Source organism: Dyadobacter sp. CY343 (assembly GCF_021390335.1).
Classification (GTDB): Bacteria; Bacteroidota; Bacteroidia; order Cytophagales; family Spirosomataceae; genus Dyadobacter.
In genome coordinates, this window is record NZ_JAJUXK010000006.1 from 25864 (window position 1) to 38916 (window position 13053).

14 protein-coding genes are annotated in these 13053 nt (G+C 44.9%); 9 read left to right on the plus strand and 5 right to left on the minus strand.

The genetic code is table 11. The annotated features are described in order from the left end of the window. The first annotated feature begins 55 nt into the window (after positions 1-55). A complete protein-coding gene (locus LZG94_RS19920) occupies positions 56-829 on the plus strand; it encodes an SDR family NAD(P)-dependent oxidoreductase (protein ID WP_233793551.1) in 774 nt (257 codons plus the stop codon). A 46-nt stretch (positions 830-875) separates the two neighbouring features. On the opposite strand, the gene LZG94_RS19925 is transcribed toward LZG94_RS19920, so the two are convergent. Beyond that, a complete protein-coding gene (locus LZG94_RS19925; RefSeq protein ID WP_233793552.1) occupies positions 876-1163 on the minus strand; it encodes a hypothetical protein in 288 nt (95 codons plus the stop codon). Between the two features lie 491 nt (positions 1164-1654). On the opposite strand from LZG94_RS19925, the gene rhuM reads away from it, so the two are divergent. Together rhuM and LZG94_RS19935 are read left to right on the plus strand one after the other, a co-directional pair. Beyond that, positions 1655-2623: a RhuM family protein gene (rhuM, locus tag LZG94_RS19930; protein WP_233793553.1), complete on the plus strand. Its 969-nt coding sequence runs from the start codon at positions 1655-1657 to the stop codon at positions 2621-2623. Between the two features lie 154 nt (positions 2624-2777). Continuing rightward, complete coding sequence (locus LZG94_RS19935; protein ID WP_233793554.1) at positions 2778-4028, plus strand: condensation domain-containing protein; 1251 nt, start codon at positions 2778-2780, stop codon at positions 4026-4028. Here the strand turns inward: LZG94_RS19935 and LZG94_RS19940 are convergent. Continuing rightward, positions 4003-4362, minus strand: coding sequence for a helix-turn-helix domain-containing protein (locus tag LZG94_RS19940; RefSeq protein ID WP_233793555.1), 360 nt, complete (start codon positions 4360-4362; stop codon positions 4003-4005). The genes LZG94_RS19935 and LZG94_RS19940 overlap by 26 nt on opposite strands. Positions 4363-4490: 128 nt before the next feature. Here LZG94_RS19940 and LZG94_RS19945 point away from each other — a divergent pair, with 128 nt between their 5' ends. The 5 genes from LZG94_RS19945 to LZG94_RS19965 all read left to right on the plus strand — a co-directional run bounded on the left by LZG94_RS19945 (position 4491) and on the right by LZG94_RS19965 (position 8675). Next, positions 4491-5279 carry an SDR family oxidoreductase gene (locus LZG94_RS19945; RefSeq protein ID WP_233793556.1) on the plus strand — a complete coding sequence of 263 codons (789 nt, stop codon included), beginning with the start codon at positions 4491-4493 and terminating at the stop codon, positions 5277-5279. Positions 5280-5344: 65 nt separating this feature from the next. After that, positions 5345-5668 (plus strand): nuclear transport factor 2 family protein, encoded by a 324-nt coding sequence (locus LZG94_RS19950; RefSeq protein WP_233793557.1) that lies wholly within the window; start codon positions 5345-5347, stop codon positions 5666-5668. 81 nt (positions 5669-5749) lie between these two features. Continuing rightward, positions 5750-6679, plus strand: coding sequence for a hypothetical protein (locus tag LZG94_RS19955; protein ID WP_233793558.1), 930 nt, complete (start codon positions 5750-5752; stop codon positions 6677-6679). Positions 6680-6827: 148 nt separating this feature from the next. Beyond that, a complete protein-coding gene (locus LZG94_RS19960) occupies positions 6828-7733 on the plus strand; it encodes an alpha/beta fold hydrolase (RefSeq protein WP_233793559.1) in 906 nt (301 codons plus the stop codon). 96 nt (positions 7734-7829) lie between these two features. Continuing rightward, positions 7830-8675 (plus strand): helix-turn-helix domain-containing protein, encoded by an 846-nt coding sequence (locus LZG94_RS19965; RefSeq protein WP_233793560.1) that lies wholly within the window; start codon positions 7830-7832, stop codon positions 8673-8675. A 25-nt stretch (positions 8676-8700) separates the two neighbouring features. On the opposite strand, the gene LZG94_RS19970 is transcribed toward LZG94_RS19965, so the two are convergent. Beyond that, positions 8701-9219 (minus strand): GNAT family N-acetyltransferase, encoded by a 519-nt coding sequence (locus tag LZG94_RS19970; protein WP_233793561.1) that lies wholly within the window; start codon positions 9217-9219, stop codon positions 8701-8703. Between the two features lie 14 nt (positions 9220-9233). Further along, entirely contained in the window at positions 9234-9545 is a 312-nt protein-coding gene (locus LZG94_RS19975; RefSeq protein ID WP_233793562.1) for a multidrug efflux SMR transporter, read from the minus strand. 202 nt (positions 9546-9747) lie between these two features. On the opposite strand from LZG94_RS19975, the gene LZG94_RS19980 reads away from it, so the two are divergent. Next, on the plus strand, positions 9748-11178 hold the full coding sequence (locus tag LZG94_RS19980) for a TlpA disulfide reductase family protein (protein ID WP_233793563.1): 1431 nt from the start codon (positions 9748-9750) through the stop codon (positions 11176-11178). Between the two features lie 44 nt (positions 11179-11222). Here the strand turns inward: LZG94_RS19980 and LZG94_RS19985 are convergent, their stop codons facing one another. Continuing rightward, complete coding sequence (locus LZG94_RS19985) at positions 11223-12869, minus strand: hypothetical protein (protein ID WP_233793564.1); 1647 nt, start codon at positions 12867-12869, stop codon at positions 11223-11225. Positions 12870-13053 lie beyond the last annotated feature (184 nt).

A 13053-nucleotide genomic window follows, 5' to 3' on the forward strand; every position in this document is an offset into this window, starting at 1 on the left:
TGAATATGTGCTTGATTGATACTGCCGGTTTTAATAACTAATTATTGATCAGAATATGAACGAAAGAAAAGTATTTCCCGACCGCTTCAAAGGACAGGTTGTGCTGATTACGGGAGCTGCCGACGGGCTGGGCAAAGCGATTGCGAAAAGAATAGCCGCAGAAGGTGGTGCGCTCGCGTTGTTCGATCTGAACGAAGCTTTGCTAGACCAGTTTGCCGACGAGTTGCGGGCAGACAATATGAACGTAAAAACGTATGTCGTAGATATTTCAGACGAGGAAAAGGTGCAGCGCGGTTACGACGCGGTTATGTCTGATTTTGGAAGAATAGATGCGGCTATACATTCGGCCGGTATCGTCGGCCCGACGAGCACGCCGATTCTCTCGGTGTCAAAACAGGATTTCGAGAAAGTGTGTAAAGTCAACCTGACGGGCAGTTTTCTGGTAACCAAATATGCAGTATCCCAAATGGTTACGGCGGGTTACGGCAGGATTCTGCTCATTGCTTCCATCGCCGGCAAAGAGGGAAATCCGGGCATGGTACCCTATTCAGCCAGCAAAGCGGGGGTGATTGGTCTGGTGAAATCGGTAGCCAAGGAATATGCGACAGCTGGCATTACAATCAACGGATTGGCACCGGCCGTGATCAGAATAGCTATGAATGCCAGTACTTCGCCCGAACAGCTCGCCTACATGACAGCCAAAATACCTATGAGCAGGCTGGGCGAGCCCGAAGAAATCGCAGCAATGGCAGCATTTATCATTTCGTCAGAAAACAGCTTTTCAACAGGCTTCATCTTCGACGCATCAGGCGGCCGGGCAACTTACTGATTTTGATGGCAAAAGAGAAAGGACTGTCGCCAACAGTCCTTCATTTTCAAACTTTCGCTCCCATCTTCTCAAAGCCTTCCCAAAGTACCTTCACATCAAAGAGCGCCGACTTTTCTGCCGCATCAAACGGAACATCCGAGTGATAAAGCGCCAGATCATGGATCATTTTGAGCGAATGCGCCAGCTCCTTAAAACCCTGACATTCCACAAGATACCAAAACTCGGCTTGTGATTCCGTCAGCGGAGTGCTGACGTTTGATGCGTGACGTGCATCATTCGTTGGGTTGACTGAATGTAATTTTGAGTCAACACCTGAACCATCCGAAGTTTGCATTTAAAATGGGTAAGTGTGAAAAGATAAGGAGAGGTCACCGCAAACTTCGTCAAAGAGCTAACTTTGATAGGTCTCGGGACTTGCACCCGTATGCCTCTCCAAGGCCATTTTGTCCTACGTTTTTTCATTAGCTCTATCATTTTATTTCAAAGTTTGCAGGGCAAATATAGGGGAAAGTTCTTTTGATGCTGAATCAAAAAAGCTAACGGTCTCGGATGTGTAATGGATACCGTTTAATAAATACTGTGAGCAAATTAGAACAGCAAGAATGATGCGCCAATCCAGGAAGAGCCAGCACCAGGCACTCTTATAGCCAGCCAAAGCCCCATATACGTTTTGTCGCAAATTTAGCCAGTATTTGCGACAGCAGCGGAGGTACACTGATACCATAACTGCCCAGAACTTCGATTTCCGCTTTAACCGTCAAATAATCCGCCAAATTACTAGTAGAGCTTTGTCCTATATTGGGTTAAAACAAACGGCTGGAAAAAATGGAGAAACAGATTGAGATATACGTCAGTCCGAATGGACAGGCTCACATTGAGACCAAGTTTGAAGATGATACTGTTTGGCTTACGCAAAAAATGATGGCAGACCTGTTTCAAACGACAATACCCAACATCAATATGCACCTCAAGAATGTCTATGAGGATGGGGAGCTAATGGAGGAAGCAACTATTAAGAATTCCTTAATAGTTCAATTGGAAGGTCAAAGAGAAGTAAAACGAAGCCAGAAATACCACAATCTGGACGCTATCATTTCGGTAGGTTACCGCATCAAATCGGAAGTTGCCACAAAGTTTCGCCAATGGGCGACCCAGCGGCTCAAGGACTATCTTATCCAAGGCTACGCCATCAATGAAAAACGACTTGCTCAAAAAAACCAGCAAGTGCAAACTTTGAAAGATGGGATCCGCATTCTAAGCCGCGCTATTGAATATAAAGTTGACGAGGTCGACACCGCCTGGCTTGCGCATTTTGCAAAAGGGCTCGAATTGCTCGACGATTACGATCACGAAGCGTTGGATCAAAAAGGAATTAGTCAACAAGTTGCGACATATCCAGATCTATCATCTTATCAAAACATCATCGACATCATGCGGCAGGATTTCAGTTCTTCAATATTCGGAAAAGAAAAGGATGATAGTTTCCGGAGCTCCGTCGCACAGATCGGCAAAGGATTCGGCGAAGTTGATTTTTATCCAACAATCGAAGAAAAGGCTGCAACCCTACTCTATTTGATAATCAAAAATCATTCATTTGTTGATGGCAATAAACGGATTGCAGCCGCGTGCTTTCTACTTTTCCTTGAAGCAAACGGTATATTAAAGGCGCAAGAAAATCCGATCATCAGCAACGAAGCGCTGGCGAGCCTCACACTCTTTGCCGCAGCCAGTAAGCCTGAGGAAATGGAGACAGTGAAGAAGTTGATTGTGAGTGTTTTGAATAGAAATCAATAGTAAGTTTCAGAAAAGCACAAGAGGATCCGAAAGGCGAAATGTACCTGCCCTATCAACTTTTGTCCATTCTCTCCCGCATTCCAGTCCGCCAATTTTGCATTCAGTTCAAGGGAAACGGTTGGTTCCGTCTCCCCTCACTTTAACTCAATGCAAAATGAAAAGACAACAGAACCGCACATTAGGTGCATTCGAAAAAGCGTTTTGGCTACTGGATCAGATCGATTCCAAGGATTTTTGTCTGGCCGCAGACATTGCAGGAACGCAACCCGTTGAAAAATGGCGGAAGGCCATTGACATGGCACAACAACGCCATCCAAATCTCTCAGTAAGGGTTGTGCTGGATGAATTGGGCAGACCAACATTGCAGCACGCCGAAAACCTGCATATTCCGCTCAGGGTGGTACATGCGGAGCAAAATTATCGCTGGGAACAGGAAGTGGAAAAAGAGCTTTCTGTAAGGTTTAACACGGAAGAAGGACCATTGTTAAGGGTTGTTTTGGTTCAAAAAACGGATAGCACCGTGCTGATCTTGGCCGCAAACCACACCGTTTCCGATGGCACATCACTAAGCTATTTGACGCGGGATATATTGCTGGCCGTCACCGGAAATGAGCTTGCATTCTTGGAGCCGCAGGTTTCGAATGATGAAACGCTCGACTTGCCGGAAGATCTGCCTGAACAGATAGTCGAGAAGGTTTTAGAACTGAAAATGAAGACGGATATAGTAAATCCACTGGTGTCATCGCACCGCTTTTCGGAAAGCACAACGCACAACCTGCTTGAACGCGCCAGACAGGAGAACACTAGCGTTCATGGTGCCATTTGCGCGGCCGTATTGCTGGCTTCGAGGAAAATGCGACCAGAATGGGATGAGACCAGAATGGAGTTGGTTTCGCCCATTTGCACGAGAGGCGCGCTAAACCTGGACGATAATTTTGGCCTGAACATTACCACACAATCTGTGTTTTTTGAAAACCAGCGTTACCTATCGTTCTGGGATCTGGCCAGATTGGCGAAGGCTGGTCTCGGCGGGACGAGTTCTGCTGAATATACAACCGGCTATTTGTCTTTTTTCCGGGACCTTGTATTCGGCCACAATGATATGCAGGAAATGCTGGATGCTTTGAAACAGGCATTTAACCATCACATTATGGTTACGAACCTGGTCAGGGTGAGATACAAAACCGATTTCGGGCCATTGAAACTGAGAGCCTTATATGGCCCGATGGTGCGCTCGGGCAAAGGAATGGAACAGACCATCGGGGCATTAACGACCAACGGTGCGCTCTGCCTGACTAATACGAGCGATACGCCGATTCCCGGCCTGCTTCTGGAAATGGAGCGGATTTTGGAAAAAGCTTGCGAGGAAAATTTAGTTGCTAAGACTGAATGTTCTTTTCGATAAGCTCACGCAAACGCTGGTCATTTTGATCGCCCCACTCGCCAATTGCGCCGATGACGGGGATCAGTGATTTACCAAAATCAGTTAGATAATACTCAACTTTGGGCGGGACGACGGGGTAAATGATTTTCCCGACCAGCTCGTGGTTTTCGAGTTCTTTCAATTGCACATTCAACACCCGGCGGGATGCATCCGGAATTTTCCGTTGCAGCTCGCTGGGCCGTTGAAAGCCCTGATGAATGAACCACAAAAGCCTTATTTTCCATTTGCCGTAAAGCACCTCACCGATCAGGTCGAGCCCGCAGTTCAGGTTGGGCATTGTCTTTCTTTCGTACATACTGCAAATATAAACATATGCCTTGGGCGGTTCAATAGGGACAAATTTATCCCTATCTGAATCGTAAATCCGTACTTGTCGGCAAGTAGCATAGTGCTGAAATTTGTCCTACACAAATCGATACGGACATGGAATTTAATTTTGAGAACGAACTAAAAGATAAAATTGCATTGGTAACCGGCGGCAGCAAAGGGGCAGGAAAAGCCATCGCCGACCGGCTGTTGCAAGCAGGCGCAACTGTGATCATCACAGCCAGAAACAAGCCGGAAGAAGAAAATGAAAACATCCATTTTATAGCCGCAGATTTAAGCAAACCGGAAGGAACGCAGAAAGTGGTGGATGAGGTCATCGAAAAGTTCGGCCGACTGGACATTCTGATCAACAATATGGGGGGCTCGGAAACGCCTGCGGGTGGTTTTGCAGTGCTTTCAGATGAAGATTGGGAGTTGTCATTTCAAACCAATTTGTTGGCACCCGTGCGGCTGGACCGTGGATTTTTACCCGGCATGATCAATCGTCACGAAGGCGTAATTATCCACATTGCATCCATTCAGGCAAAACTTCCTTTGTACGACTCCACATTGCCTTACGCGGCGGCAAAAGCAGCTTTGGTCAATTATAGCAAAAGTTTGTCCAATGAAGTGGCTCCCAAAGGCGTGCGCGTGCTGACCGTTTCGCCTGGCTGGATCATGACCACGTCATCTGTCCGGATGATGGAGCGAATTGCCGAAAGCACAGGCGGCACGATGGAAGAAGCTGAGAAAAGCGTCATGGATGCATTGGGTGGCATTCCTTTCGGCAGACCGGCCTGGCCCGAAGAAGTTGCTGAGCTCGTTGGCTTCCTGGTTTCTCCGAGAGCCACTTACCTTACAGGCACCGAATATGTGATCGATGGCGGCACCATTCCTACGATTTAAGCGCGCATTTACCATTCTTATTTCAGTATAAAAACCATTTTTAATTAACATAAACATTCATAATCATGAAACTTCCAGAAAACATCGAAGGCTTTATTAAAGCACAAAACGACTTAGACAGCACAGCGTTTGCCAATTATTTCACAGAACACGCAACCGTTTCAGACGAAGGTTCGTCCTATTCTGGGAGGGAGGAAATCAAGCAGTGGATACAAGAGGCGACTGAAAAGTACAATATGCAGCTGACACCCATTGATTTTAATCAAACCGGCTCGAAAGGAGAACTGACCGTGGAAGTAAGCGGTACTTTTCCCGGCAGTCCAATTGTGATGAATTATCATCTTGAAATGGATGGTTCTTCTATCAGTTCGTTGCATATTACGGATTAGGTAGTGTGAGTTTGCAGGAATGCTTTGAACTCCATAAAGCATTCCCGCGAATCTTTTTATAGCTCAAATACTGAAATATTTATGACCAGAGATATGCGGTTCAACTTGGCAATGGTGGCGTTGGCAATGCTATTTTTTTCAACTGTTACATTTGCTCAAAAGCCGAACTCCTACCTCAAAAACGATCCCTCCCAACGGGTTCAAATTGCGCCTGAAAGTGTTTTCGAAAGTTTCCGAGAGGCGGGAATGAAACCAGTTAATCATAAGTTGACGCCTGCCGAAAAGGAGAAAGTGAATAATGCTTTTGCACATTTGACGCCACTCCACCAGCGCATTTTAAAACAACATTTGGAAAGCATCAGCTTCATGGATAACATGCCCAACACGGCATTAACCTCGCCGATTGACACAAGTGGCGCAGCGAAAATGTTCAACATTACTTTTCGCGCAAGCTTACTCGACGAGAATATTTCTCAATGGGCCACCTGGAAAGAGAATACGTGCTTTACGCCTGCCGCTGATTCCAGTTACAAAGTGCGCGTTGAAGGCGGCAGCTTAGACGCGATCATTTATGTACTCTTGCACGAGGCCACGCACATTGTCGACGTGGTAACCGGAATTACCCCCCACCCCAAAGAAGCATATGATGTTGTGGAACCGACGCCATTTACACAAGACATTTGGCGCGTGATGAATAAGCCTACGGATACATACATCGATTCCCTACTGGAAAAGACGCGTTTTAGAAGCGGCAAGCCGGTGTCGATCAGCCTGGCAGCGGATGTTTATACCAAACTTTCCAAGACGCCCTTTCCTTCATTATACGCAATGGCAGCGTGGTCTGAGGACATTGCTGAGCTGGCCACCATTTACCACCTCACTGCGAAAATGAAGCAGCCATTTTATATCGTCGTTACCAAAAACAATGTCGAGGTAACCCGGTTCGAACCAATGAAAAATGCGCTGGTCAAGCAGCGTTTGGATAAACTTTCCAGTTTCTACAAGCCGTAATTTCACCTTCCGGGAAAAATGTACAAGGCGCAAGGCTTTTTATCCATTCTTCTGCGCCCTTTAACCTGCCACCTTTGTAATGTCAAAACGATATGACAATCGGCTAACGGTTAGCAGATTAACTCAAACATTCAAACTTACTACTCAGATGAAAGCTATTGCCTTGACCATCGCATTCCTTTTTACTTTTATCCAAAGCCAATCTCTATTTGCACAAACACGCAAGCCGGCAGCACTAGGAAGAGAAGAATACATTGAAGTGGAGAAAAATGTAAAACTACACGTGATCGACCTCGGCGAAGGTCAGCCAGTCGTGCTCATTCACGGATGGCCGCTCAACAACGAGATGTACGAATATCAATACCAATATCTGGTTGAAAAAGGGTTCAGGGTGATCGGCATTTCGCTCCGCGGTTTTGGAAAATCGGACAGACCTTATGGAAAATATGACTTCGATACTTTCTCCGACGACATTAAAGTGGTTCTGGAAAAACTGAAAATCGAGAACGCAACATTAGGCGGATTTTCAATGGGCAGTGCCGTGGTACTTCACTACGTAACCAAATATAATGGTGCGCATATCAAGAAGTTAGCCGTATTCGGTGCGACTGGTCCGTCATGGAAACAACGTGAAGGCCATCCTTACGGCATCACCGAGCAGGGTGCAAAAGATCTGATCAAACAAACTAAAACAAACCGGGAACAATTGGTAGCAGGTTTTGGAAAAGCATTTGAAGGACAGGAAGGTGGACTTTCACCGGAATCGATCAAATGGTTGGAAAGCATTAACCTGAATGCATCACCTTACGCTACTACTCAGGCTATCAGCGCATTGGGCGACCTGGATCTTCGTCCCGTGCTTGGAAAAATCAAAATGCCGGTTGCGATATTCCACGGTGTGAATGATAAACTGTGTGACTATGCTCAGGCTGAACAGCTTAACAAAGCCATCAAAGGTTCTTACATAGTGAAATTCGAAAAAGGCGGACACGGATTTTTTATTGAAGAAATGGATAAATTCAACTCCGAACTTGAAAAATTTGCAAGAAACTAATTAAACAAATCTGACCTGTGAAGCGAATGATCGCTTCACAGGTTTCTTGTCTATTTTGAAACAAAGAAACACTGTCATTCACAAGCGTATATAGCCATGAGTACTGTTTTCAATAACAATTTAAAGACGTTAGGTTTGCTGCATGTAAGTCAAGAGCAAACGGATATTATCAACGGACCTGCTTATAAAGAGTACATTAAAATCCTCTATCTGCCCGTTGGCTACAAACTGAGGGTCGATTTTGCCTGTTACGAAACCCAGCAGCCTACATTGTTTTTTATCAGCCCCAATCAATATCTTGAACTGGAAGCAGCTGGCGAGGAAAGTGGGTATTTCATCTTCTACAACCGCGATTTTTACTGCATTCAGATTCATGATCAGGAAGTTGCATGTGATGGTTTGCTGTTCAATAACATCGGGAATATGCCCAAAGTAGAGCTTTCGGAAGCTGAGAACGCTTTTTTGGGGGGCCTATTTGAGGAAATGATCCAGGAATTCCACCTCAATGACAGCTCACTGGAAGAAATGGTCCGCACCTATCTCAAACAATTACTCATCCGCGCGACACGCTCCTGGAAAAGGCAGCATTTGACGCACGATGTGACTGAGCAGCAAAGTGATCTGGAATTTTTCAGAAAATTTACACGGCTCGTGGAAGAGCATTATAAGTCCAAACACACCGTCGCCGATTATGCCGATTTCCTGTGCATGGCACCAAAAACGATCACGCATAAATTCAATCGTCTTCGGCTGCCACAGCCTAATGAGGTGATTAAAAATCGCATTATCCTCGAAGCGAAACGCTTATTAGTGCATACATCACTTACTGCGAAAGAAATTGCCTACGAACTAGGTTACAATGATCCGGCTTATTTCAGCAGATTGTTTCAAACTAAAACGGGGGAATCACCTTCGGGTTTTAGGGCTGGTTTTTTAAAGTAACCGACATATAGATCCGTGACTGGACTTACAGCAATTTCTTCATCATAATGTCCGTCTGTTCATCTTCCCCAAACTTGAAAATATGTTTGTCAAAAACCACGAAACCATTCTTTTCATAAAACCGGATCGCTTTGGGATTTTTCTCCCAAACGCCCAGCCAGAGATAAATTTTCTGTTCCAGCTGCGCAACTGCCAGCGCTTTATCGTACAATAGCTGACCTACTTTTTTACCATGATAGTCGCTTTTGACGTAAATACGCTCGATTTCAAATGAAGAAGTATCCCGCAATTCCGTTTGCGCCTCGCCGGTATTCAACTTCATATACCCGACCGGATTTTCACCCAGCCAAGCGATGTAAAACTGCGAATCCGGATTATTAAGCTCTTCCGTCAGTTTCACTTCACCGAAGTTTTCAGCAAGATATTTCTGCATATCCGCCTCTGTATTGGCTTCTGCAAATGTTTCGAAAAAGGTCTCTCTGCTAATTTGCTGAACCGTTGCCAGGCCCTCAACACTAGCTCTGGTTATCGTGATCTGATCCATTTACTAAGAATTTTTTAGGAAAGTTTCATTAATACAAGTCCGGCCGTGATGAGCAATGCTGCTGTGATCCGCATGGCATTGGCCGGCTCGCCCAACAAAAAAGTGCCGATCAGGAACGCACCGACTGCGCCAATGCCCGTCCAAACCGTATAGGCAGTACTAAGTGGCAGCGTGCGCATGGCCATTGCGAGCAAGGCAAAGCTGGCGATCATTGCAACGATGGTGATTGAGGCAGGAACAAGCCGGGTAAAACCTTCCGACTGCTTCATGAAATAAGCCCATACAACCTCAAGGAGGCCGGCGGCAACCAAATAACTCCAGGACATGACTTTGACCATTTAGGCCGGGCCGTCCCGATTCGGTTCCCACTATGGGGGAGGTCGTCCTCCTGCTGCGAACTATTATAGTGCTAAGCAGCGCGACAAAAATACGACTTTACGGAATATTGAACAACCTATTTCCCAAGCCATTTCATTGTATATAAAATTTTATTATATATTTATGCAATCTACTTAACTATCCTGAATCATGCCAGCAAATCATTTCAAAGGATCCGTCATTTACTTTGCATTTCTGCTGCTTTGCACGCTGAGTGCGCATGCGCAGGGACCGGTGATGTTGTCTAACGAACAGGGCGCAAATCTGTCGAACATTAAAAAGTACATGGATGAGAAGCCGAATGCTGATTCTGCATTTCACTTTATCCAGGCGTTTTCGAAAGACACCAGTGCAGTCACCAAAGAAATTCTGACGCAAATAATTCATTACTCTCTCGCGCAATTGCTGGACAGTACCGCGCTGTATTCCGACTCTTTGAAGGCTGCCAATGCGAAGCAAAATAGTGATTTAGGAAAGGCACTTCTTGATAAATTAACTCGCAGAAGCACGACTCAACTGGCTGAAATGCTCAGTCCGTTACACAGCTGGTTTCAAATTAAAGAATCCGCTAATAAGGTCTCATCGATCTCAGTAATTACAGATGATTTTATTAAAAATGAAATCACTTCCAAAGACTTGTATGAAAACAGGTCCGGGAGATACGGGGTGATGATATATAAAATGTTATTGACAAACCACGACCTGGACCCTGTTTCAGAAAAGCTGTTTTCTGCCTTGAACCAAAATTTGAAAAACAGCCAGATTAAGGCTACCGAATCCACTTCATATAACGAACTTCAGAAAAGAGCCTGGCTGCGGTATATGTATGCAAGTTTGAATGCATTACGGGCTGGTAATATTGAAAATACAGATCAAAAAGGTATTAATTTGAAAACTGCTTTCAATTACAGTGCAGATCGAATCGACTTAAACAATTATGGATTCTACTACGACCTGCCGTTTCTTTTCGGTACTGATAAAATTTCGTTTGATACTGATTATCTGGATTTTCTAACAAAACAAAAGGCCGATCCCGATACGTTACTTCCCGTTTTACTACAAATGTCACTGGCGGATCCTGCGTACAAAAAGCAGCTGCAAGAAGTGTTTAATAACTCAAAAAATCACCAAACAGATTTTAAAACTTACTGGCTTGAACATGTGAATAACCAGGCAGAGCAAGTTCCGGCGATTGATCTTTTAATGCTTAATAATGAAAAGTTTACAATTCAAAAACAGAAAGGGAAATGGATACTGATTGATTTTTGGGGAACATGGTGCGCACCCTGCCGCGAAGAACATCCTGATCTTGAAAATCTGTACAAATCATATATTGTCTCAAAGCAGGAAAAGATAGCTTTGCTTACTATTGCTTGCAATGACACCAAAAAGAAGGTTCTGAATTATATAACAGAAAAGAAATTCACGTTTCCTGTGGCGTTATCCGATGGAAAAGTGGAAAAGAATTTTGCAATTACTTACTACCCAACCAAACTATTGATCACGCCGCAAGGGAAATACCTGCGTGTCCCCAACGGAGAAAAATGGGTTGAGTTTGTCAGACTTTACACGGATCTTTAACACAAAAAGACGACAGTACTTCCAATATCAATACGCATTTACTTTCAGCGTGTAGTTATTTTAATATCCTTAAACATAAAAGCATTATCGCTGACCCGCAACTCTTTGCCGCTGGCAGCAGTTACGTTTTTTAATATTACTTCTTTGGTCTTTATGTAGGGAAATTTTTCCTGATAAGAAGCGTCTTTCATTTCCGGATTGAAATTGGCAAAAATTGCGGGTCCCATGTAACTTTCCGGGTGTTGTGCATCCTCAATTTTAAGATTTTCAATGGTGATCTTTTCGGGCATATAGCACGTATAGCCGAAATCGTGCTGACCAGAATAGGAGCCGCTGATCAGGACTGGATTGGCTGGTTTGCCGTTTACAGGAACGAAAACGCAATTCCGGATCACCAGCTCTCCCTGCCACGTACTACCGTAATCCGAGCGCAGGTTGACGATGCTCCTGCCGCGGATGGTCGAGTTTTCTACCAGCAACATTCCACTGCCGATTGCATTAATCCCCATATGCCCGAGCGTCGAGTTACGGATTGTCGCATTGGCAACGCCCTGATGCGCATCAAACCGCGAGAGTGTGCAGTTATCGTAAAGCAGGTTTTTGCAAAAGTTGGAGCCGAGAATACCCCAGTAGGTATTGTCGTTGATATCGTTCGTCTGGCTGCAATTGATAAAAGAAACATTCAGCGCGCGGTTGACGGACAGGTCGTAAGTTCCCATTGTGACAGGCTTGCCGGCCGCACCGATCGTGCTGTATGTTTTGTGACCGGTCAGGATCGAGTTCTTCACCGTCACGTAAGCGCATTCACCAATATTAATAAACCCGCCGTAAGGTGCACCATGCTCTCCTTCTCCCGTAATGCGATGTTCAAGCCCGTCGACAAGCACATTGGAGCGCCTGACCGCAATGTTCCGGTTGTAGTAAGTGTATTTTGATTCTGCTTTGTTGGCGATCGTCGTAAACCGCCCCCCGGTGATCTTCAATGGTTTTTCGTCTATTGGCAATGCAGTTATCTCGGTTATTTCACTGAAATCCCAGATAATTGGCGCATTCATATCAACCTTTCCGTTTTTATCAACTACAAAAATATCAGTCTGGGATGAGCCATTATTTTGGTTGAGCCCAAACCGGATATATTGTTTTACATTGGAATTTGTGACCGTGATGAGACAAGCCCCGGGCAAAGAGGCTTCGATTTTTTCCTGATTTCTTTTAAGCGAAGTTACATTTTCCAGCTTAAACGATTTTAAGCCCGAACTGACTGTAAAGACTGCAGCATTTCTATTCTGAACTTCGGTATCGTCAATGATGAACGCGGCTTTGCCAAAATCAGTATCGGTCTGAACAACCGCTGTGCGCTCTTTTCCGCTGATATAATAGGTAGCTCCATCGTCGGCTTTCACTGCAAGTCCGTGCAGATTGGCGAATGCGTGGGTAGCGGCAATAGCATCCATATCATCGCTTTTTCCGTTGCCTTTGGCACCGAAGTCACTGTAACGTACTGATTTTTTGCTTTTCAGTTTGGATACATCTTTGGGAGGCACATTTACGCGCAATTTTCCGTTTTCCGCGACGACCTCGGTTTTCCCTTTTTCGGAGGCGATCAGGATATTCTCGGACGGGGCATTGGTTTGTCCGTGTGCCACGAATGCACGAATAAAAAACACGAATAACAGCAGCTTGCACTTCATTATTTAATCAGGTTTAGTCCTTATGCCCTTAAAAGCAGGGTTTCGCCCGGCTGCTACTCTAAATGCGCCCAAAGTCGCACATGGTAATTCAAAGAAATTTTAAAACTAATCCGCTAGAATTAATTTGATCCAGCTCTTTCAGAAAGAAATGTTTTGTGTAGTTTTGAACACAAATCACCTCTCA